This window comes from Streptomyces adelaidensis, from assembly GCF_016598475.1.
Taxonomy (GTDB): Bacteria; Actinomycetota; Actinomycetes; order Streptomycetales; family Streptomycetaceae; genus Streptomyces; species Streptomyces adelaidensis.
The window spans coordinates 70,537-92,167 of sequence record NZ_JAEMUX010000005.1 but is presented as its reverse complement, the minus strand read 5'-3'; the positions used below and the strand labels follow the sequence as shown (position 1 = coordinate 92,167).

The window sequence follows — 21,631 nt, the reverse complement described above, 5'->3', positions numbered from 1 at the left end:
CACACCCGCCGCGACCAGCTGTTTTACGCTCCTCTTAATTTTTGATGGGAAGCGGGGTCACCGCTTCCCCACCGCCAGCCGCAGCGTCTGTACCTCGAAGGGGCGCAGCGTCACCGGGACGCCGTCGCCCTCCGTGGCCGCCTCGGTGAGCGGGCGCTCCAGCAGGTCGGTGATGTGGGCGCCGGCGAGCGGGAAGCCGGTGCGCAGCACACCCCGGGCCCGGCCGCCGCCGGACTCGTAGATGCGGACCACGACGTCGCCGGAGGCGTCGTCGGCGAGCTTGACCGCCTCGACGGTGACTCCGTCGCCGTCCACGGACACGACCGGCGCCGGGGCGCCCGCTGCGTCCGCGACGCGCAGCGGCAGGTTGAGGGCGTACCCCTCGGCGACCGCGTCCTCGATGCTCGCGCCGGGCAGGAGCGAGTACGTGAGGCGGTGCTTGCCCTGGTCGGCCTCGGGGTCCGGGATGCGCGGCGCGCGGACCAGGCTGAGGCGGACCGTGGTGGTCGTAGCGCCGTCCTCGCGGACCGTGCGGGAGACGTCGTGGCCGTAGGTGGAGTCGTTGATGACGGCGACGCCGTAGCCGGGCTCGGCGACGTGCACCCAGCGGTGGCCGGAGACCTCGAAGCGGGCCGCCTCCCAGCTGGTGTTGGTGTGGGTGGGGCGCTGGATGTGGCCGAACTGGATCTCGGCGGAGGAGTGGGCCGCGCGGACGTCGATCGGGAAGCCGGCCTTGAGGAACTTCTCGGCCTCGTGCCAGTCGATGTCCGTCTCGAAGTCGATCCGGGGGCTGCCGGCCCGCACGGTGATCGTCTGGGTGATCCGCGAACCCTTGCCGAAGGAGCGCTCCACGCGGATCGCGCCGACGAGGGGGTCCGCCTCGACGACGGTGACGGAGTCGGCGTCCAGCAGGTCCGTGTAGCGGTTCTTGTAGTGCTTGTCGACGTCCCAGGCGTCCCAGTAGTTCGGGAGGTCGGTGTGCAGCCGGAGCAGGTTGCCCTTGTCGCCGAGGACCTCGCGGTCGGCGCGGAGGTCGCGAACCGAGGCGAGGGTGCCGTCCTCGGCCAGCTCGACCCGGACCAGGCCGTTGTCGAGGACCCGGCCGGAGACCGTGACGGGGTGCGGGGGCTCGGCGGCGACGAGGGGCGCGCTGCCGCTCGCGGGCACCCGTACGTACACCGGTGCGCCCGCCGGCGTACGGACCACCTCGGCGCGGTCGCGGGGGCCGGTGTTGAAGACGCGGGCGTCACCGGCGCCGAGCGCGGCCACCGCCTCGGCGGTCAGCTCCTCCAGCTCCTTCGCCACACGCGCGTACTCCGCCTCCGCCTCGCGGTGCACCCAGGCGATCGAGGAGCCCGGCAGGATGTCGTGGAACTGGTGGAGGAGGACCGTCTTCCAGAGCCGGTCGAGCTTGTCGTGCGGGTAGGCGTAGCCCGGCGCGTGCAGGGCGGCCGTGGTCGCCCAGAGCTCGGCCTCGCGGAGCTTGTGCTCGCTGCGGCGGTTGCCCTGCTTGGTGCGGGCCTGGGAGGTGTAGGTGGCGCGGTGGAGTTCGAGGTAGAGCTCGCCGTGCCAGACGGGGGCGTCCTCGTACTCGGCGCGGGCCTTGGCGAAGAACTCGTCGGGGTGCTCGACGACGACCTTGGGTGAGCCCTCCAGGTCGGCGAGGCGCCGGGCGCGTTCCATGATCTCGCGGGTGGGGCCGCCGCCGCCGTCGCCCCAGCCGAAGGGGGCCAGGGAGCGGGTGCCGCCACCCTTCTCCTGGTAGTTGCGGACGGCTCGGTCCATCTCCTCGCCGCTGAAGCGGGCGTTGTAGGTGTCGACCGGCGGGAAGTGGGTGAAGATGCGGGTGCCGTCGATGCCCTCCCACCAGAAGGTGTGGTGGGGGAACCTGTTCGTCTGGTTCCAGGAGATCTTCTGGGTGAGGAACCACTCGTTGCCGGCGAGCTTGGCGAGCTGCGGGTAGGCGGCGTTGTAGCCGAAGGAGTCCGGCAGCCAGACGCCCTTGGTCTCGATGCCGAAGTTCTCCATGAAGAAGCGCTTGCCGTGGATGAACTGGCGGGCGATGGCCTCGCCGCCGGGCAGGTTGCCGTCGGACTCCACCCACATGCCGCCGACGGGCGCCCACTGGCCCTTCTCGACGGACTTCTTGATGCGCTCCCACACCTGCGGGTAGTTGTCGCGCACCCATTCGTACTGCTGGGCCTGGGAGCAGGCGAAGATGAAGTCCTCGTACTCGTCGGCCAGCGCGGTCACGTTCGAGAAGGTGCGGGACGTCTTGCGCTTGGTCTCGCGGATGGGCCAGAGCCAGGCCGAGTCGATGTGGGCGTGGCCGACACCGGAGATCGTGTGGGCGCTGGCGTGGGCGGGCTTGGCGAGGACGGGGGCGAGGAGCTCGCGGACGGCGGTGGCGCTGCCGGAGACGTCGTCGAGGTCGACGGCGTCCATGGCGCGGTCCAGGGCGTGCAGGATCTCGTGCCGGCGGGGTTCGTGCTCGCCGAGGTGGACCATCAGCTCGCGCAGCACCTGGAGGTCCAGGTCGAGGTGGAAGACCTCCTCGTCGAGGACGGCGAGGTCGGCGCGCTGGAAGGTGTACAGCGGCTTGTCGCCGGCCGTCAGGACGTCGCCCATCGGGGTGGGGTGGTCGAAGTTGTCGGCGAGGATGTCGGGGTTGGAGGCCGCCTCGACCAGGTAGTCGATGCTCTCGCCGCCCCGGACGGGGTTGCCGATCGGCACGTACTGGTTGAGCGGGTTGACCGCCTTCAGCGGGGTGCCGTCGGTGAGGTGGACCAGGGCCTCGGCCTGGTTGCCGGGCCAGTCGCCGATGAACCCGAGGTCGATGACCGCCTCGACCCGGCGGCCCGCCCACTCGGCGGGCACCTGTCCGCGCATCCGGAACCAGGTGGTCCCCCAGGGCGGACCCCACGGGGTGTCCATCGCGAAGGGCGTGTACGGGGCGGCCCCGGCCTCCGCGAAGGGGACGGGCTCCCCCGGCGCCTGCCAGGCCTCGACCTCGAAGGGCACGGTCGCGGCGTAGACGGCGGGCTTGATGCGTTGGTTGTGGACGCGCGCTACGCGTTCCTCGATCCGGCGGCGTTCGTCATGCATGGGAGGTCTCCAGAGAGGCGGCGGAGCAGAAAGCAGGGGGAGGACAGATCGAAGCGGAGGGAGGACAGATCCGGGCGGAGCTGGGGAAAGCGCTTTCCGGGCGGGAGCCTACTTCAGGTACTCAAGGCCAGGGTGCACCGCCGTGTACCCCTCGACCAGGCGGCGGGCCACGTTCACCGAGTCCACCAGGGGGTGCAGGGCGAAGGCCTTCACCGCGGTCGTACGGGAACTCGACTCGGCGGCGGCCAGTACCTCGCGTTCGACCGCCTTGACCGCGCAGACCAGGCCGGTGGCGTGGTCGGGCAGGGGGGCGACGGCGACCGGGTGGGCGCCGTTGGCGTCGACCAGGCAGGGCACCTCGATGACGGCCTCGGAGTCGAGGACGGAGAGGGTGCCCTTGTTGCGGACGTTGAGGATGAGGGTGGTGCGCTCGTCGCGGGCGATGGCCCGCATCAGGGCGAGGGCGACCTTCTCGTAGCCGCCGGAGAGGTCGTCGGCGTCGCGCTCGCCGGCGCCCGCCGTCTCCCGGTTCTCCGACATGTAGGTGGCCTCGCGCTCGGCGCGGGTGCGGTCCCAGGCCTTGAGGGCGTGGGCGTCGGGGCGCCGCATCTCCTCGTAGAAGTGCGCCTGCTGGTCCTTGAGGAAGGCGCCGCGGGTCTTCTCGGCCGCCTGGTAGGCGCGTACGGCCTCGCGGTTGAAGTAGTAGTAGTGCAGGTACTCGTTGGGGATCGCGCCGAGGGACCGGAGCCAGTCCACGCCGAAGAGCTTGCCCTCCTCGAAGGAGCCGAGCAGGTCGCGGTCGGCGAGCAGGCGCGGGAGTTCGTCGCGGCCGGCGACACGCAGGCCGCGGACCCAGCCGAGGTGGTTGAGGCCGACGTAGTCGATCCAGGCCTCGCGCGGGTCGACTCCCAGGACGCGGGCGATACGGCGGCCGAGGCCGACCGGGGAGTCGCAGATGCCGATGACGCGGTCGCCGAGGTGGCGGGACATGGCCTCGGTGACCAGTCCGGCCGGGTTGGTGAAGTTGATGACCCAGGCGTCGGGGGCGAGCCGGGCCACCCGCCGGGCGATGTCGACGGCCACGGGGACCGTGCGCAGGCCGTAGGCGATGCCGCCGGCGCCGACGGTCTCCTGGCCGAGGACGCCTTCGGCGAGGGCCACCCGCTCGTCGTCGGCACGGCCCTGAAGGCCGCCGACGCGGATCGCGGAGAAGACGAAGTCGGCGCCGGTGAGGGCCTCGTCGAGGTCGGTGGTGGCGGTCACCTCGGGGGCGTCGGGCACGTCCGCCGCCTGCTCGGCCAGGACGCGGGTGACGGCGGAGAGCCGCGCGGCGTCCAGGTCGTGCAGGACGACCTGGGTGACCCGGCCCTCGGCACGGTCCCCGAGGAGCGCCCCGTACACGAGGGGCACCCGGAATCCTCCGCCGCCCAGAATCGTCAGCTTCACGCAACTACCACCTTTGCCGATCGTGCATGTGTGCGGACCGCCCATCGCGATGGCGGACTTGGGCGCCCCGTGCCGGCCGTCCCGACACGTGTCAGCCCTCCCGTCCCGGGGGCGGTCATACGGTGACCACTTCGACCCCCGCCTCCTCGAACGACGACCGGGTCGCCTGCTCAAGCGGCCCGTTGGTCACGATCACGTCGAGTTCCGCGGGGCCGCAGACCCGCGCCATTCCCGTCCCGGGGAACTTCGCGGAGTCGGCGAGCAGGACGACCTTGTCGCCGGCCTTGATCATGGCCCGTTTGACGGGGACCTCGACGACGGTCGTGTCCATCACCTGTCCGCCCGGCCGCACCCCGCTCGTGCCGAGGAACAGCCAGTCGGCGTGCAGCTGCCGGAGGTTGTCCTCGGTGAGGAAGCCGACGAGGGAACGGTACTCGCGGCGGACCATGCCGCCGAGCAGCACCAGTTCGATGCCCTCGTCGTCGGCCAGCTCCTCGTAGACCACCAGGTTGCTGGTGATCACGGTGAGCCGGCGGCCGTGCAGCTGCCGGGCCAGGCGGTACGCGGTGGTCCCGATGTCGAGGAGCACGGACTGGCCGTCGCGGACCATCGACGCGGCCTTCTCCGCTATCGCGTCCTTCTCGGCCACCCGCACCTCGGCGACCTCGGCGAAGGGCTGGTCGCCCTCCTCGACGACCGCGCCGCCGTGCACCCGGGTGAGCAGCCCCTCCTCCTCCAGCCTGACCAGGTCACGCCGGATGGTGGCGGGGCTCACACCCAGCTCTTCGGACAAGTCGGTCACAGCCGCGGGGCCGCCTGATCGCAGGGCCCGGAGGATGAGTTGGTGTCTTCGCTCTGCCAGCACCCGCTGAACAGTACTCGTCATTCCCAATCATTTCCATGCTCACTTCTGCTCGACTCTTGCCAAACACCTCGGAGACGCGCACGATCTGTGCACCGAAATTGAAGACTTTTGAAGAGAGATCTTCAGAGTCTCGACGAGAGGGTGCACGCGTGGACGACGACCGGCCCGATGTGCTGCTGACCGGGCTGCTCTTCTACGACCTCGTGCTGACGGGTCTGGGCAGGCCGCCCACACCCGGCGAGGAGATCTGGACCGACGGCATGGGCTGTGGTCCGGGGGGCATCGCCAACCTGGCGGTGGCCGCCTCCCGTTTCGGCCTGAACACCTCCCTGGCCACGGTCTTCGGCGACGACTACTACGGCGCGTACTGCCGGGACGTCCTCGCCGGCCAGGAAGGCGTCGACCTCTCCCTCTCGCGGACCGCGGACGGCTGGCACACCCCCGTCACCGTCTCCCTCGCGCACGGTCACGACCGGGCCCTGATCACCCACGGCCAGGAACCGCCGTACTCGCAGGACGTGCTGATGGGCGATCCGCCCGAGGCGCGCACGGCGCTGGTGCACATCGAGGCCGAGCCGCGCGAGTGGCTCGCCAAGGCCGCCGCGAACGGCACCCACATCTACGCGGACGTCGGCTGGGACCCCACCCGGCAGTGGTCCCGCGACCTGCTCGACCAGCTCACCCTGTGCCACGCCTTCCTCCCCAACGAGACCGAGGCGATGGCGTACACCCGTACCGACAGCGCGGTCGCCGCGCTCGGCACGCTGAGCGAACTGGTGCCGGTGGCCGTGGTCACCCGCGGCGGCGAGGGCGCGGTCGCGGTGGACCAGACGACCGGCGAGTACGCGGAGGTCCCGGCCCTCGACGTCGACGTGCTCGACGCGACGGGCGCCGGCGACGTCTTCGGCGCGAGCTTCGTCGCCGCCTCCCTCGGCGGCTGGCCCCTGCCGGAACGACTGCGTTTCGCGGTGCTGGCCGCCGGACTCTCCGTGGGCCACCACGGCGGAGCCCTGGCCGCACCCGGCTGGTACGGCGTCCACGCCTGGTGGCACTCGGTCTCCGACCCCGAGGTCAGGCGCGCCTACGGTTTCCTCGCCGACCGCCTGCCGAGCGACCCGGGCCCGCCCGTGCGGTACGCCCCGGTCACTCCCCCGGACCCCACCCCCCGCTGAACCACCCCTCCCCCCACACCCCTTGCTGGTCCCCCCTGATCCCCTTCGCACGTCGACATTCGTACGTCGAAAAGATCCGAAAGGCGGTGGGAGCGTTGCGGCTCTCACGAAGAGGCCTGCTGCGCGCGGGCCTGGCCGGTACGGCCGCCACGGCGCTAGGCGGCCTGGCATCCGGCTGTGCCGTTCCGACCGGTTCGACCGGCCGGAACATGGTCCTGTGGTACTGGAGCGGTGGCCTGAGCGACACCGTCGTCAAGAACGCGAGGGCGCGTTACGACGGCTCCGTGGACCTCCAGCCGATCCAGATCGGCGGTCAGTACCGCTCCAAGCTGATCACCACCATCACCGGCCGGGCCCACATCCCCGACATCGCGGGCCTCAAGGGCGAGGACATGGCCGCCTACCTGCCGAACGCGGACCAGTTCATCGATCTGCGGACGCTGGGCGCGGAGAAGTACAAGAGCCAGTACCTGTCCTGGAAGTGGGACCAGGGCATCGCCGACGACGGCACGATGGTCGGCTTCCCGATCGACTGCGGGCCGGTCGCGCACTTCTACCAGTACGAGGTGTTCCGCGAGGCGGGGCTGCCGTACGAGCCCGACGACGTGTCGAAGGAGCTCGACACCTGGGAGAAGTTCTTCGCGGCGGGCGAGCAGCTCAAGAAGCGGATCCCGGGCACCGACCTGCTCACCGACGTCAACTCCGTCTTCGAGAACGTCGTGCAGCAGGGCGCCAAGCGCTACGTCGACAAGGACCAGCACTTCATCGGCGACCAGGAGCACGTCCGCGACGCCTGGGCGCTCGCCGTGGAGGCCAAACGGCGCGGGATCGTCTCGAACCTCGTCAGCGGCACCCCGGACCAGCTGTCGGCCAAGGAGAGCGGCAAGCTGCCCAGTGAACTGGGCGCCTCCTGGGCCACCTTCGACATCAAGAACGGGGTACCGAAGACCAAGGGCAGGTATCGGATCGCCCAGATGCCCGTGCGGCCCTCCAACAACGGCGGCTCGTTCCTGTCGATCACCAAGGCGTGCCGGGAGCCCGAGCAGGCCTTCGAGATGATCACCTGGATGCTCAACGCGGCCAACCAGGCCCAGGGTTACGTCGACGCGGGTCTGTTCCCCTCCACCCCGGCCTCGTACGACCTGGGGCAGCTCCAGGAGCCGGACGACTTCTTCGGCGGCCAGGTCACGACCGACATCTTCGGGCCGGCCGCGCAGAAGATCGTGGTCGCCTACAACAGCCCGTTCGACGTCGCGCTCGGGCAGCCCGTCAAGGACGAGATCAAGAACGTCGGCGTCCTCGGCAAGGACCCCGAGAAGGCCTGGAGTGACGCCATGAGCAAGTGCCGTCGCATCGCGAAGCACCTGGGGGTGAGCTACTGATGGCCACCGCGCTGGAGAAGCCCCCCGTCGTCCTGTCGGACGCCCCCGCACCCGCCGGGCCGAGGAAGGGGTGGCGCGAGTACTGGCACCTCTACGCCGCGATCTCCCCCTTCTATCTGATCTTCCTCGGCTTCGGGCTCTTCCCGGTCGGCTTCTCGCTCTATCTGTCCTTCCACCGCTGGGACGGCCTCGGCTCGATGGAGTGGGCCGGGCTCTCGCAGTACCAGTACCTGCTGAGCGACAGCGACTTCTGGAACTCGATCGGCAACACGCTGATCATCTGGGCGCTGGCCACCTTCCCCATGATCTTCCTCTCGATGGTCACGGCCGTGATGCTCAACTCGGCGGTCCGCCTCAAGGGCCTGTACCGCGTCGCGTACTTCCTGCCGAACGTCACCTCGGTCGTCGCCATCGCCATCGTCTTCGGCTCGATCTTCTCCACCAACTTCGGTCTGGTGAACGCCGTGCTGGAGGGCGTGGGCCTCGACCAGGTGGCGTGGCTGAACACACCGTGGGGCATCAAGATCACCATCGCGGCCCTGATGACCTGGCAGTGGACCGGCTACAACGCCATCATCTTCCTCGCCGGGCTCCAGACCATCCCGAGCGACCTGTACGAGGCGGCGCGCATGGACGGCGCCGGTCCGATCCAGACGTTCTTCCGCATCACGCTGCCGCTGCTGCGGCCGACACTGCTGTTCGTGCTCGTCGTCTCCACGGTCACGGGTCTGCAGAGCTTCTCCGAACCCCAGGTCCTGCTTCAGACCTCGTCCAACGACTCGACGTTCGCGGGCGGTCCGGGCCACTCGGGCCAGACGATGGTCCTCTACTTCTTCCAGCAGACCTTCGACAACAACGACTTCGGGTACGGCGCCGCGGTGGCGTGGGGCATCTTCCTCGTGGTCGTCCTCTTCTCGATCATCAACTGGCGCCTCGTGCAGCGCCGGGGCGAAGACTAGGAAGGCCGGGTCATGGCATCCATCCCCGATCTTGCGTGGAAATCCGGGCGTTCAGGCCGGGCGGGAAAGGCATCCCGCGTGTCGGAGCCGCGAAGCGGTGCAGCAGGCTGGCGTTCTGCCACGGCAGCGGTCAGGGCTTGGCCGTCACGCAACTCCTCGGAGTCGAGTGAGAAGCCCCCTCGTTGGCGAGGGGGAGGAGTCACCGAGGGGTCCCGCCGCAGAGGGATCGCGCTGCACCTTCCGCTGATCATCGGCACGGTGATCTCGGCCTTCCCGTTCTACTGGGCCGTGATCATGTCGACGCACAGCTCGTCGGAGATCTTCTCGTACCCGCCGAAGCTGCTGCCGGGCACGCACTTCCTGGAGAACCTCCGCAATCTCTTCGACGCCATCGACTTCTTCGGGTCGATGTGGAACTCGCTGCTGGTCGCCGTGTCGGTGACCTTCCTGGTCCTGCTCTTCGACTCGCTGGCGGCCTTCGTCTTCGCGAAGTTCAGGTTCCCCGGGAAGGGACCGCTGTTCGGACTGCTCATGGTGATCTTCATGGTGCCGGCGCAGTTGTCGGTCATCCCCCAGTTCGTGCTCATGGCGAAGATCGGCTGGATCGGTTCGATGACCGCGCTCGTCGTGCCCGCCGCGGCGAACGCGTTCGGCATCTTCTGGATGCGCCAGTACATGAAGAGCGCCATCCCGGACGAACTGCTCGACGCCTCCAGGCTCGACGGCGCGAACTTTTTGCGCCAGTACTGGCACGTGGCGCTCCCGGTGGTCCGCCCGGGCCTCGCCTTCCTGGGCATCTTCACCTTCATGGGCCAGTGGAACGACTTCGCCTGGCCCCTGATCGCCCTGACCAACCCGGACAACGTGACCCTCCAGGTGGCGCTGTCCCAGCTCAACGGCACCCACGGCACCACCGACTACGGCATCGTGATGACCGGCGCGCTGCTCGCCCTGATCCCGCTGCTCATCGTGTTCGCCATCGGCGCCAAGCAGATCATCGGAGACCTCGCGAAGGGAGCCGTCCGCGGATGACGAGCGATCCGCTGATCGCCCTGCGCCCCTGGGAGGCACCCGAGGTGACCTCCTGGGGGCGGTCGCGCATGAGCGCCGTCGACCGGCGTGCGCAGGCGCTGTCCCTCGACGGCCGGTGGCGTTTCCAGCTCCTGCCCTCGCCCGAGCGGGAACCCGGTCCCGCCTGGACCTGGGCCCGGCTCCCCGGTTCCTGGGCCCTCCACGTGGCGGAGGACCCACCGCAGTACACCAACGTCCGTATGCCGTGGGCCGAGTTCCCGCCGGCGTCACCGGCCGCGAACCCGACCGGGGTCTACGAGCGGGAGATCGACATACCCGCCGACTGGGCCGGCCGCCGGATCGTCCTGCACGTCGGCGCCGCCGAGAGCGTGCTGCTCGTCCATGTGGACGGGCGGCCCGCCGGCCTCTCCAAGGACTCCCGTCTCGCCGCCGAGTTCGACGTCTCCGGCCTGGTGCGGCCCGGGGCGAAGGCCACCGTGCGGCTCACGGTGGTCAAGTGGTCCGACGCCTCGCACATCGAGGACCAGGACCAGTGGTGGCTCGGCGGGATCACCCGCCCGGTGCTGCTGTACGCCACCGATCCGCTGTATCTCGCGGACGTGACCGTGCGGGCGCACCGCGACGGGCAGCTGCGGGTGGACTGCCTGGTGCGTTCGACGGCGGGGACGAGCGCGCTGCCCGCCGGGTGGTACGTCAGCGGGGAGCTGGACGGGCTCGCGCTGGCGCAGGACACCGGGTTCGACCGGCTCAACACCGAGGACGAGCGGGTCTCCGACTTCCTCGGCGAGGCCCGTATGGGGACGGTCGTCCCCGACGTACGGACCTGGAACGCCGAGACCCCGGAGCTGTACGGCCTCACCGTCCGGCTGCACCGCGCCGACGGCACGGTCGCCGACACCTCGCACCACCGGATCGGCTTCCGCGACGTCGAGATCCGGGGCCGGGACCTGCTGATCAACGGGGAGCGGGTCTACATCCGGGGCGTGAACCGGCACGACTTCCATCCGCTGACCGGGCGGACGGTGTCGCGGGAGGACATGCGGGAGGATCTGCTCACGCTGAAGCGGTTCGGCTTCAACGCGATCCGCACCTCCCACTATCCGGGCGACCCCGCTCTGTACGACCTCGCCGACGAGCTCGGCCTCTACGTGGTCGACGAGGCGGACATCGAGTCCCACGACCACGCCCATGAGATCGCCGACGACCCGCGCTATCTGGGCGCCTTCGTGGACCGGGTCTCCCGGATGGTCCTGCGCGACAAGAACCATCCCTCGGTGATCGTCTGGTCGCTGGGCAACGAGTCCGACTACGGCGCGGGCCACGACGCGGCGGCGGGCTGGCTGCGGCGCCACGACCCGACGCGGCCGGTGCAGTACGAGGGGGCCGCGAAGCTGGACTGGGCGGCCACGGACGACGCCTCCGACATCGCCTGCCCGATGTACGCGCCGATCGAGGACTGTGTGGCGCACGCCCTGTCGGGCGAGCAGACCCGTCCGCTGATCCAGTGCGAGTACTCGCACGCGATGGGCAACAGCAACGGCACGCTGGCCGACCATTGGGCTGCCATCGAGGCGACCCCGGGTCTTCAGGGCGGGTTCATCTGGGAGTTCTGGGACCACGGCATTCTCCAGCGTGTGAACGACGGACGACCGGCCGGGCGTGGGGGCGCCGGGCTGTACGAGAACGGTGTCGCGGGCCCCGGCCTGCGCTGGGCCTACGGCGGCGACTTCGGCGAGACCATCCACGACGGCGCCTTCATCGCCGACGGGGTCGTCTTCCCCGACCGCACGCCCAAGCCGGTGATGTTCGAGCACCGGGAGATCGCCGCCCCCGTACGGCTGTCCGTCGAGGGCGAGGGCACCTGGCGGGTGCTGCGGGTGCACAACAGGCAGCACTTCCGCGATCTGTCGTGGCTGGCCGCCGAGTGGGAGTTCGCGGCGGCCGACGGCGGTACCTGGACGGTCCCGGCCCAGCTGCCCGCCGTACCGCCCGGCGGCTCGGCGGTGATCGACCGGCCCGAGGTGCCCGGCGGGGCCGGCGAGATCTGGCTGACGCTGCGCGTGACGACGGCCGCCGACGAGCCCTGGGCGGCGCGCGGCAACGAGGTGTGCTGCCCGCAGGTGCAGTGGTACGCGGCGGACGAGGGCGAGCCGGTGGTGGGCGTCGAGGACGTGCCGGGCCACATCCCGCCGCCGGAGACGGACGAGGACGGGCTGCTGCTGCACCCGCTGCTCGCCACGCCGCCGGGCTTGAGCCTGTGGCGGGCCCCCACCGACAACGACGTCCTCGGCGGCATGGCCGGGCGCTGGCACGAACTGGGCCTGGACCGCGCGGAGCGGGAACTCCTCGCCGTGGAGCGCAAGGGCTCCACCGTGCGGGTCCGGTCCCGTCTGCTGACCGGTGCCGGGGCCGTCGAGCACGAGCAGGCGTTCACGGCGCTGGTGGACGGCCGGGTGCTCGTCGAGGAGACGGCCGTGCTGCCCGAGGAGCTGACGGACGTGGCCCGGGTCGGCACGGTGTTCGAGACCGGCGACGGCTTCGACCGCCTCGACTGGTACGGGCAGGGCCCCTGGGAGAGCTATCCGGACCGTGCCGCCGGGGCCCCCGTCGGGCACCACACTGCCCTCGTGGACGAGTTGCTCACTCCCTATCTGCGGCCGCAGGAGAGCGGGGGCCGCCACGGTGTGCGGCACTTCTCGCTCACCGGCGACGACCACGTGCTGGCCGTACGGCTGGACCGGCCCCGGCAGGTCTCGGTCACCCGTCACCGTGCCGAGGACCTGGCCGCCGCCACGCACCACGACGAGCTGGCGCCCCGGCCCGGGTGTGTGGTGCACATCGACGCGGCGCACCGGGGGCTGGGCACGGCGTCGTGCGGGCCCGACACGTCGCCGTCGTATCTCGTCGCGCCGGGCGTCCACCGCTGGTCGTGGACGCTGCGCGCACTCTGACCCCACCCCCCTTCCGCTGTTGTCACCTTCTACGGAGCACCTGTGTGTACTTCGCATGAGCACGACCAGGGCGAGGCCGCCCAGGCCGGCGCGGGCAGACGCAACTTCCTGCGGGCCACCGCACTGATGGGGGCGGCGGCCACGGCCGCCGCCGCACTCCCGGCGGCCACCGCGCACGCCGCCCCGGCCGAGTCCCGTGCCGCCGGCCGGCGGCCCGATCCCGGCAGCCGCCGCTTCACGCTGGCGGTGATGCCCGACACCCAGTACCTGTTCGACGGGCCGAGCATCGACAGGGCGCCCGTGGAGGCGTCGCTGTGCTATCTGCTGGAGCACGGCGGGGACGAGAACATCGTGTTCCTGTCCCACCTCGGGGACCTCACCCAGAACGGCGCGAAGGAGGAGTGCGCGGCGATCGGCGAGGCGTTCCGGCTGCTCGACCGGCAGGGGGTGGGCTACAGCGTCCTCGCGGGCAACCACGACGTCCGCTCGTCCACCGACGACCAGCGGGGCCCGACCCCGTACCTGGACGTCTTCGGGCCCGCCCGGTTCAAGGGGAAGCGGACCTTCGGGGGCGCCTCCCCCGACGGCTACAACTCCTTCCACCTCTTCGAGGCCGGCGGCCGGCAGTGGATGGTGCTGGCCCTGGACTGGCGGCTGTCCGCGAAGGGCTTCGCCTGGGCGAAGGACGTGCTGGCCCGGCATCCGAGGACGCCGGTGGTCCTCACCACGCACGAGCTGGTCGACGGGGACGACTCCCTCTCGTCGTACGGGCAGACGCTGTGGGACCAGCTGATCGACGGCCACGACCAGATCTTCCTCACCCTGAACGGGCACTACTGGCCGGCGGCGCGCGCGACGCGGAAGAACGCCGCCGACAACGATGTCCACCTGCACCTCACCAACTACCAGAACCGGTACTTCGGCGGTGCGGCGATGATCCGCCTGTACCGCTTCGACCTCGACCGGAACACCATCGACGTGGAGACGATCTCCCCCTGGATCCTGGGCCGGGCGGCCAAGGAGCTGGGCGAGCTGGAGCGGCAGGAGATCGAACTCTCCGGTGGAGTCGACCGGTTCACGGTCGAGATCGACTTCGAGAAGCGGTTCGCCGGCTTCGCGCCGGTGCCCGCGCGTGCTGAGCGGCCCGTCTCGAGGCTGCTGATCCCGGGGACGGTGGCGTACTGGCGTTTCGAGCAGACCGTGACCGGCACGGTCCGCGACCGCTCCGGACGCGGCAACGACCTCACCCTTGTCTCGGTCGGCGGCGGTGAGCTGGGCTGGTCCGCCGATCACCACCCCGACCAGCCGGGCCACGGCAGCCTGGAGTTCCAGGGCTTCAAGTCCCCGCTGAAGGGCGCCTGTCTGCGCACGGTCGACGGCGCCCCGCTCAACTCGACGACGTTCGGGAAGGGTTACACCATCGAGGCGTTCTACCGCCTCCCGGCCGACTGGGACCCCTCCCACCACGCCTGGTCGGGCCTGGTCAGCCGTACCGGCACGGGCGGCGCGGCAGGAAGGACGGCCGACGACCCGGACGAGCCGCTCGCCACCCTGTCCCTGTCGAACGACCGTGAGCCGCAGTGGGCCATGCGCCCGCTCAACCAGCAGGGCATCGCCACCAACTGGGGCCAGGAGACACCGCTGGAGACCTGGTGGCACCTGGCGGTCGTCAACGACGGCGAGCACACGACGCTGTACGTCGAGGGCTGCCCGGTCGTCCGCAACCCGAAGGCCACCTCCGTCGGCATCACCTCCGTCGGTCTTCCGTGGCTGCTCGGCGGCTACGAGTACGGCGGGAAGATCGACCAGATCCTGCACGGGCGGCTCGGTGACGTCCGCATCGTCGAACGGGCGCTGCCCGTCAAGTCGTTCATGAACCACTGAGACGCGAAGGAACCGTACGAACATGTCCGACTCTTCCGAGCAGCAGCTGCCCGTCTGGGCCGATCCGTCCGTCTCCCCCGCCGACCTCGACCCCCAGGGCGTCTCGCGCCGTGGGCTCCTGCGCGGCGCGGGCCTCTTCGGCACCGCCTTCGCGCTGGGTGCCGCGGGCTCCCTGGCCACGCCGGGGGTCGCCTCCGCCGCCTCCGCGTCCTCCTCTGGCTCCCGGCGCTTCGGCGGCGAGGACCCGCGCCTCGCCTACCTCGTGGGTGATCATCACGTCCACTCCGTCTACAGCCATGACGCCAAGTACACGTTCTCGCAGCTGGCCGCGGCGGGCGCCAGGTACGGCCTCGACTGGATGGTGTTCACCGAGCACTCCAACTTCGGGCACGCCGACTTCGGCGCCGCGCTGGAGCACAAGGAGATCCTCAGGGCCAGGGCCGAGAACCCCCGCCAGCTGATCTTCCAGGGCCTGGAGTGGTACATCCCGGCCGCCGAGCACTGCACGGTCTTCACGACGCCCGGCCCGCACGAGGTCGACCTCCTCACCCGTTTCGAGAGCGCCTACGACGGCAAGCTGCTGGGCTACACGGACGGTTCCGTGGGCGGCGCGGACACCGCCCGCAACGAGGCGCACGCCCTCAAGGGCCTCAAGTGGCTCGCCCGGCAACGGCGTTCGGGCTACGTCGACGACGTACTGGTCCTCGCCAACCACCCGCTGCGCCTCGGCATCGACTCCCCGCACGAGATGCGCGACTGGCGGGACGCGGCCCCCGAGATCATGATCGGCATGGAGGGCGCGCCCGGCGCCCAGGGCGCGGCGATCCCCGGCTGGCGCGGGGCCACCTCGATCCGCGGCGAGTACGAGAACAAGCCGTCCGCCCAGTCCTGGCCGGGTTATCCGGCGCAGGCGTACCTCACGTACGGCGGCTTCGACTGGTCGACGGCGACCGTGGGCGGCCTCTGGGACGCCATGCTGGCCGAGGGCAAGCCGTTCTCGATCACCACCAACTCGGACGCCCACCGGATCGTCTTCGACACCTGGAAGAACGGCGACTGGCCGGCCGGCCGGAACTTCGACAACACGGGCAGGCTCCCGGACCCGGTGAACACCGACAGCCCGCAGGCCGGCAGCGACTTCTGGCCCGGCCAGTTCAGCCGCACGCACGTCGGCGTCACCCGCTACGGCTACGGCGCGGTGATGGCGGGGATGCGCGCCGGCCGCGTCTGGCTGGACCACGGCCATCTCCTCGACGGCCTCGACGTCCGGGTGCGGCGCGAGCACGACCACGGCCGGGGCGTCACGCTGGGCGGGCGGCTGCGCGTCCGCAAGGGCGAGAAGCTCACGCTGGACATCACCGTGACGGCCGCCTCCCGCCCCAACACCCAGGGAATCCTGCCGGATTTGGCCCACGTGGACGTGATCCGGGGCGCGGTGCGGGGCCCGGTGTCCGACCGTGACACCTGGCAGGCCCCCGACACCAGGGTCGTCCACACGGCGGACGTGAGCGGCCGCGAGGGCACCTACACCCTCCGCGTCCCGCTCACGGCGGGCGAGGAGTCCTTCTATGTCCGTCTGCGAGGCAGCGACGGCAACCGCAACGGGGCCGGCTACCTGGGTGCGTCCATAGACCCGCACGGCCCGATCCCGCACGAGCCGGGCGACGGCGACCCGTGGGAGGACACCTGGTTCTACTCGAACCCCGTGTTCGTCGACGTGAGTTGAGCCTCGGCGCACCGGCGGATCGAGGGGGCCGCGTCAGCCGGTCAGGGGGCGGTTCATGGCGTCCTTCGGCCGGTGCCGGGTGACGAGACGGCCGTTCGTGACGCCGGAGCCGCCCGGCGGCCGGGGCGCGCCGCGGCCCAGCCAGGAGAGCAGGAGACCGAGCGTGCCGGCGATGGCAGGCCAGTAGAAGTAGCGGAAGTCCGTCGCCGGCATGATCGGCAGGTAACCGAGTACGTAGAGCGCCGAACTCACACCCAGCGCGCGGACCGGCATGGAGAACCTTCCCCTGCCCGGTCGGATCGAGAGCACCAGTGCGACGGCGAGCCAGAACCACCCCGCGAAGAGGAACGGCAGGTCCTGGACCGCACCCTTGACGTACGTCCCGAGGGTGGCCTCGAGTCGGGGGTGCGATGTCCTGAGTCCCGCGGTGTTGGCGATGATCCCGCTCTGGTATTCGTGGCTGCCCTGGAAGAGCAGTTCCGAGAACAGTCGCAGACGGTACTGGAGGTAGCCGGGAAGGTGAGTGGTCATCTCACTGGTCCACAGGGACGTGAGCTGGTCCGAGTCGGCGGACAGACCGTTCGTGTCGCGTTCCCAGCAGGTGAAGTAGGAGTTCGACAAGGACTTGATGCGGTGGCACTCCTTCGCCGCGGTCGCGAGGCGGTCGCGAAGCTCGGGCGACACGGCCGCTGAGCGCAGTTCGTCCGGGCTCAGGACGTGGAGGAGGTCGTCCAGCATGATCTGCGATCCCTGGCTCGTCCGCGCGGGCCGCTCGATGGAGGAAATGGCGACGCCGGGCACGAGGAGGCCGACGGCGAGGGCGGCCGCGGAGATCAGCCAGATCCGGCGTCCGGGCCTGCCCCACAGCGCGAGGACGAGCATCACGAAGACCGGGACGGCGGCGAAGATCGCGTTCTTGCGGACCAGGATGGCGTAGGCGAGGAAGAGCACACCGAGTCCCAGGAGAACCCACCGCAGGGTGGACCGGCCTGTTCCCAGGCGTCGGCCGGCCAGCGCGAGTGCGCTGGTGGCGAGCAGGGCGAACGCCATGTGCACGTCCTTCCACACCACTCCGACGAACGTCAGGACGTGGGGGGTCAGTCCCAGGCCCAGTACGGCGAGGGATCCCGCGCGGCTCGCGGTCAGGTCCCAGACGCACCAGGCGATCGCCCAGAGCGCCGCCCAGAGAAGGGCGGACTGGAGGACGGCCATCGTCGCGGGTGTGCCGGTCACGGCGATGAGCGCGCGCCAGACCAGACTCATGACGGGTGGATGCCAGTCATTCAGCGGCTCGTCCCCGGTGGCCTGCTTGAGTTGGGAAATCGAGTCGGCACTCATGTACCCGGGGGAGAAGACGACGGTGGTGGCCAGGCAGCAGGCCCCGGCGATGGCGGCCAGCCCCCAGATCCAGCCCAAATCTTCTCGAAACCACCGAATATGTCTCATATGCCGGGATATTAACAGCGCGGACGGGGGGCCGACGTGCGCCGTCCGCCGGAGTCGGAGCCCCGCTCAGGGCGTGACGAACACGTAGCGCCGGTAGGTGAGGAAGCGGAACAGCGTGGCGACGACCCAGCCGAAGATACGAGCGGCATTGTCACTGAGGGCCGAGTCGAGTCCGATCAGGTGCCGCGACAGGAAGACGGTGCCCGCCGTGATGACGATGCCGACGATGTTGATGAAGAGGAAAAGGGCCAACTCCTGGGCCACCTCGGCGCGACGCCGGTGACGGTAGACCCAGTAACGGTTGCCCAGCCAGCTGAACCCCGTCGCCGAACCCGTCGCGACGACGGACGCCTGGATCGGCGCGGCACTCATCGGTCCGGCGTCCCCGCCGGGGAAGCCGAAGACCAGCAGGTTGTAGCCACCGTTGTCCATCACGAACGCGAGGGCACCGACGACTGTGAACCTGGCGGCCTCGCGCCAGACACCTCGGACGGTCTCCCGCACACGCAGCGACAGAATGGCGAGGATCGACACGAACGAGAGCGTAACGGCTCAGCAAGCCCTTTTCGTATATGAGTAGTGTGTCGCGTTATGAACCCATATGGGCCGAGTTTCTTCGGCTGAGGAGAGGCCGTGAACCCGACGATCGCCTGCGTCGTGCCGTGCCACAACGAGGAAGCAGCGGTCGGCAAGGTGGTGCGCGATCTGAGGTCGGCGCTCCCCGAGGCCGACATCTACGTGTATGACAACGCGTCGACCGACCGCACGGTGGAGGTCGCTCGCGAGGCGGGCGCCATCATCCGGCAGGAGCCGCACAAGGGAAAGGGCAACGTGATCCGGCGCGCCTTCGCCGACGTCGACGCGGACGCCCTGCTCATCATCGACGGTGACGACACCTACGACGCGTCACGAGCGCGGGAAATGGTGGACCTGCTGTTCGAGGGGCCCCATGACCAGGTCGTCGGCGCTCGGCGCGGAGCGGTCGACGGCGCCTACCGGGCCGGGCACGAGGTCGGCAACAAGCTGCTCAGCGGGGCGGTTCGGTCCCTCTTCGGCAAGGAGGTGACCGACATGCTGAGCGGTTACCGCGTCTTCTCCCGACGCTTCGTCAAGTCCTTCCCGGCGCTCTCCCGTCAGTTCGAGACCGAGACCGAGATGACGGTTCACGCGCTCCACCTGCGGCTCCCCACAGCAGAGGTCGCGGTCGACTACAGGGGCCGGCCGGCCGGAAGCGAGAGCAAACTGCGCACGTACCGCGACGGCTGGCGCATCCTCAGGGTCATCCTCAATCTCGCGCGGCGCGAACGCCCCTCGCTCGTGCACACCGCGATGGCGGGCCTTCTCGCCACCACCGCGATCATTCTCGGTACCCCCGTCATCGTCGACTTCATCCGGACGGGCACCGTCCCGCGCTTCCCCACGGCGATCCTCGCGGCTGCGATCATGACCATCGCGGCCCTTCTCCTCCTCGTGGGGTATGTCCTCGAATCAGTCATGCACATGCGCCAAGAACAATCCCGGCTCGTCCACCTCGCCTACCCGGCGCCGCGGCGCTCGCCGAGCCATGCCGCTCCCGAGGCGGCCGACTCCCGGTGAACGGGGCGCCCCCGAGGGGGACGGTGCCCACGACAACGGGAACCGCGCGACCACCAGCCACGGCGGCCCCGCGGTTCCCCACGACGCTCAGGCGTAGAAGCGGGACAGGCTCTGCAGCACGGCGGCAGGCTTCGCCCCACCCTCGATCTCGATCGTCCCGTCGACCGTGATCTGCACCCCACCCGGCACGTCCTCGACAGAGGCGAGCTTGCCCACCAGCCGAATCTTCGCCCCGACCTTCACCGGCGAGGGGAAACGCACCTTGTTCAGGCCGTAGTTGACCTTCGTCGACACGCCCTCGACGTCCAGCAGCTCGGTGAAGAGCGGGATGAACAGCGAGAGGGTCAGGTACCCGTGGGCGATGGGCGCCCCGAAGGGTCCCGCCGCCGCCTTCTCGGGGTCGACGTGGATCCACTGGTGGTCCCCCGTCGCGTCGGCGAACGTGTCGATGCGCTCCTGGGTGACCTCGATCCACTCGCTGGCGCCGAGGTCGCTGCCGGCGAGCTTCTTGAGTTCGTCGATGCCGTTCACGGTGATGCCCATATGACGTTCCTTCGCTTAGGAGTCGGTGCCGTAGCGCTTGCGCACCCGGGACTTGAGGAGCTTGCCGGAGGCGGTGCGGGGCAGTTCGTCCGCGATCACCACCGACTTGGGGATCTTGTACTTGGCCAGCTGCCCGGCAAGGGAGGCCAGCACCTCGTCGGCGTCCAGGTCGGCGCCCTCCCGGGGCACGACGACCGCGCGCGGCACCTCGCCCCACTTGTCGTCCGGTACGCCGATGACCGCGCACTCGACGATGTCGGGGTGGGCGAGGAGCTGGTCCTCGATCTCGGCGGGGTAGATGTTCTCGCCCCCGGAGATGATCATGTCCTTGATGCGGTCGACGATGAAGACATAACCGTCCTCGTCGATCCGGGCGGCGTCCCCGCTGCGGAACCAGCCGTCGGCGAAGACCGCGGCCGTCTCCTCGGGCAGCCCCCAGTAGCCGGGCATGACGTGCGGTCCGCGGACCACGACCTCGCCGGGCTCGTCGACATCGGCCGGTGTCATGTCCGGCCGTACGACCCGCACATCGCTGAAGAAGTGCGGGACGCCCGCCGAACCGGCCTTGCTCACCGCGTGCTCGGCGTCGAGGAAGAGCGTGCCCGGGGCCGCCTCCGTCATGCCGTAGCCCTGGAGGAAGGTGAGGCCGCGCTCCTGGAACCTGGCGATGAGCGGGGTCGGCACCGGTGAGCCGCCGCAGGACAGCATCCGCAGCGAGGACAGGTCGGCGTCGGCCCAGCGCGGGTGCCGGGCCACCTGGTCGAACATGGTCGGCACGCCGAACATGAAGGTGATCCGGTGCCGTTCGATCAGTTCGAAGGTGGCCTCCGGGGCGAACGCCTCCACCAGGACGCAGGTGCCGCCCTTGAGCAGCACGGGCAGGGTGAGCATGTTCAGCCCGGCCGTGTGGAACAAGGGGGCGGAGACCAGGGCGCGTTCGTCGGTGATGATGTCCTGGTCGACGAGGACGTTCACGGCGTTCCAGATGATGTTGCCGTGGGTGAGCATCGCGCCCTTGGGGCGGCCGGTCGTCCCCGAGGTGTACATGATGATGCAGGTGTCGTCCGCGGTGACGGGCTGGTCGATCGGCTCGTCGTCCGCCCCGGCGAGCAGCGCCTCGTACTCGGTGCCGACCTCGACGTACGTACGGACGTCGCTGTTGCCCGGCAGTCCCGCGACGAGCCCGGTGAATCCGGACGCGTACACCAGTGCCTTGGCTCCGGAGTCCGCCAGCTGGTAGGCGATCTCGGGGCCCGCGAGGCGGGTGTTGAGCGGGACGAAGACGGCGCCGACGGTGCCGGCGGCGAACAGCGTCTCCAAGTACGAGGGGTGGTTCGGACCGAGGTAGGCGATCCGGTCGCCGCGGTGTACGCCGGAGGTGCGCAGGGCGTGGGCGAGGCGCGCGGTGCGCTCGCACAGCTCCGCGTAGGTGATGCTCGTGTCCCCGTGGATCAGGGCGGTACGCCCGGGGGTCTTGCGGGCCCGGCGGGCGGGCCACGACCCCAGTCCCTCATTGCGCATGTC

15 protein-coding genes are annotated in these 21,631 nt (G+C 70.2%); 8 read left to right on the top strand and 7 right to left on the bottom strand.

What is annotated here, in order from left to right:
- Positions 1–57: 57 nt before the first annotated feature.
- From I8N67_RS04180 to I8N67_RS04170, 3 genes are all read right to left on the bottom strand, one after another.
- Positions 58–3,105, bottom strand: a complete 3,048-nt coding sequence (locus I8N67_RS04180) for an alpha-mannosidase (RefSeq protein ID WP_200301187.1) — start codon at positions 3,103–3,105, stop codon at positions 58–60.
- Positions 3,106–3,213: 108 nt separating this feature from the next.
- Complete coding sequence (locus I8N67_RS04175; protein WP_200301186.1) at positions 3,214–4,551, bottom strand: 6-phospho-beta-glucosidase; 1,338 nt, start codon at positions 4,549–4,551, stop codon at positions 3,214–3,216.
- A gap of 115 nt (positions 4,552–4,666) precedes the next feature.
- Positions 4,667–5,416, bottom strand: a complete 750-nt coding sequence (locus I8N67_RS04170) for a DeoR/GlpR family DNA-binding transcription regulator (RefSeq protein ID WP_200301264.1) — start codon at positions 5,414–5,416, stop codon at positions 4,667–4,669.
- 149 nt (positions 5,417–5,565) lie between these two features.
- On the opposite strand from I8N67_RS04170, the gene I8N67_RS04165 reads away from it, so the two are divergent.
- The 7 genes from I8N67_RS04165 (at position 5,566) to I8N67_RS04135 (ending at position 16,522) form a co-directional block, all read left to right on the top strand.
- Positions 5,566–6,588 (top strand): carbohydrate kinase family protein, encoded by a 1,023-nt coding sequence (locus I8N67_RS04165; RefSeq protein WP_200301185.1) that lies wholly within the window; start codon positions 5,566–5,568, stop codon positions 6,586–6,588.
- Positions 6,589–6,683: 95 nt separating this feature from the next.
- Positions 6,684–7,970 carry an ABC transporter substrate-binding protein gene (locus I8N67_RS04160; RefSeq protein ID WP_200301184.1) on the top strand — a complete coding sequence of 429 codons (1,287 nt, stop codon included), beginning with the start codon at positions 6,684–6,686 and terminating at the stop codon, positions 7,968–7,970.
- Positions 7,970–8,929 carry a carbohydrate ABC transporter permease gene (locus I8N67_RS04155; RefSeq protein ID WP_200301183.1) on the top strand — a complete coding sequence of 320 codons (960 nt, stop codon included), beginning with the start codon at positions 7,970–7,972 and terminating at the stop codon, positions 8,927–8,929. The genes I8N67_RS04160 and I8N67_RS04155 overlap by 1 nt, the downstream gene beginning before the upstream one ends.
- Positions 8,930–9,187: 258 nt before the next feature.
- Entirely contained in the window at positions 9,188–9,961 is a 774-nt protein-coding gene (locus I8N67_RS04150) for a carbohydrate ABC transporter permease (RefSeq protein ID WP_307835145.1), read from the top strand.
- Entirely contained in the window at positions 9,958–12,912 is a 2,955-nt protein-coding gene (locus I8N67_RS04145) for a glycoside hydrolase family 2 TIM barrel-domain containing protein (protein WP_200301182.1), read from the top strand. Before I8N67_RS04150 ends, I8N67_RS04145 begins: the two co-directional genes overlap by 4 nt.
- Positions 12,913–12,954: 42 nt before the next feature.
- Positions 12,955–14,796, top strand: coding sequence for a LamG-like jellyroll fold domain-containing protein (locus I8N67_RS04140; RefSeq protein ID WP_200301181.1), 1,842 nt, complete (start codon positions 12,955–12,957; stop codon positions 14,794–14,796).
- A gap of 22 nt (positions 14,797–14,818) precedes the next feature.
- Positions 14,819–16,522: a PHP domain-containing protein gene (locus I8N67_RS04135; RefSeq protein ID WP_200301180.1), complete on the top strand. Its 1,704-nt coding sequence runs from the start codon at positions 14,819–14,821 to the stop codon at positions 16,520–16,522.
- A 33-nt stretch (positions 16,523–16,555) separates the two neighbouring features.
- On the opposite strand, the gene I8N67_RS04130 is transcribed toward I8N67_RS04135, so the two are convergent.
- Positions 16,556–17,938 carry a hypothetical protein gene (locus I8N67_RS04130; protein ID WP_234045014.1) on the bottom strand — a complete coding sequence of 461 codons (1,383 nt, stop codon included), beginning with the start codon at positions 17,936–17,938 and terminating at the stop codon, positions 16,556–16,558.
- Between the two features lie 96 nt (positions 17,939–18,034).
- Positions 18,035–18,502 (bottom strand): GtrA family protein, encoded by a 468-nt coding sequence (locus I8N67_RS04125; protein ID WP_307835144.1) that lies wholly within the window; start codon positions 18,500–18,502, stop codon positions 18,035–18,037.
- A 99-nt stretch (positions 18,503–18,601) separates the two neighbouring features.
- Between I8N67_RS04125 and I8N67_RS04120 the strand changes: the two genes are divergently transcribed.
- Complete coding sequence (locus I8N67_RS04120; protein WP_200301179.1) at positions 18,602–19,564, top strand: glycosyltransferase family 2 protein; 963 nt, start codon at positions 18,602–18,604, stop codon at positions 19,562–19,564.
- An 87-nt stretch (positions 19,565–19,651) separates the two neighbouring features.
- Here I8N67_RS04120 and I8N67_RS04115 read toward each other — a convergent pair whose 3' ends face one another.
- Together I8N67_RS04115 and menE are read right to left on the bottom strand one after the other, a co-directional pair.
- The gene (locus I8N67_RS04115; RefSeq protein WP_200301178.1) at positions 19,652–20,107 is read right to left on the bottom strand and encodes a MaoC family dehydratase; all 456 of its coding nucleotides are present in this window, start codon (positions 20,105–20,107) and stop codon (positions 19,652–19,654) included.
- Between the two features lie 15 nt (positions 20,108–20,122).
- Entirely contained in the window at positions 20,123–21,628 is a 1,506-nt protein-coding gene (gene menE / locus I8N67_RS04110; protein ID WP_200301177.1) for an o-succinylbenzoate--CoA ligase, read from the bottom strand.
- Positions 21,629–21,631 lie beyond the last annotated feature (3 nt).

What these genes read in the sequence shown, in the direction of transcription:
- I8N67_RS04180 (WP_200301187.1), bottom strand. Translation starts at nt 3,105, where the DNA reads ATGCATGACGAACGCCGCCGGATCGAGGAACGCGTAGCGCGCGTCCAC.
- I8N67_RS04155 (WP_200301183.1), top strand. Translation starts at nt 7,970, where the DNA reads ATGGCCACCGCGCTGGAGAAGCCCCCCGTCGTCCTGTCGGACGCCCCC.
- I8N67_RS04145 (WP_200301182.1), top strand. Translation starts at nt 9,958, where the DNA reads ATGACGAGCGATCCGCTGATCGCCCTGCGCCCCTGGGAGGCACCCGAG.
- I8N67_RS04135 (WP_200301180.1), top strand. Translation starts at nt 14,819, where the DNA reads ATGTCCGACTCTTCCGAGCAGCAGCTGCCCGTCTGGGCCGATCCGTCC.
- I8N67_RS04115 (WP_200301178.1), bottom strand. Translation starts at nt 20,107, where the DNA reads ATGGGCATCACCGTGAACGGCATCGACGAACTCAAGAAGCTCGCCGGC.
- menE (WP_200301177.1), bottom strand. Translation starts at nt 21,628, where the DNA reads ATGCGCAATGAGGGACTGGGGTCGTGGCCCGCCCGCCGGGCCCGCAAG.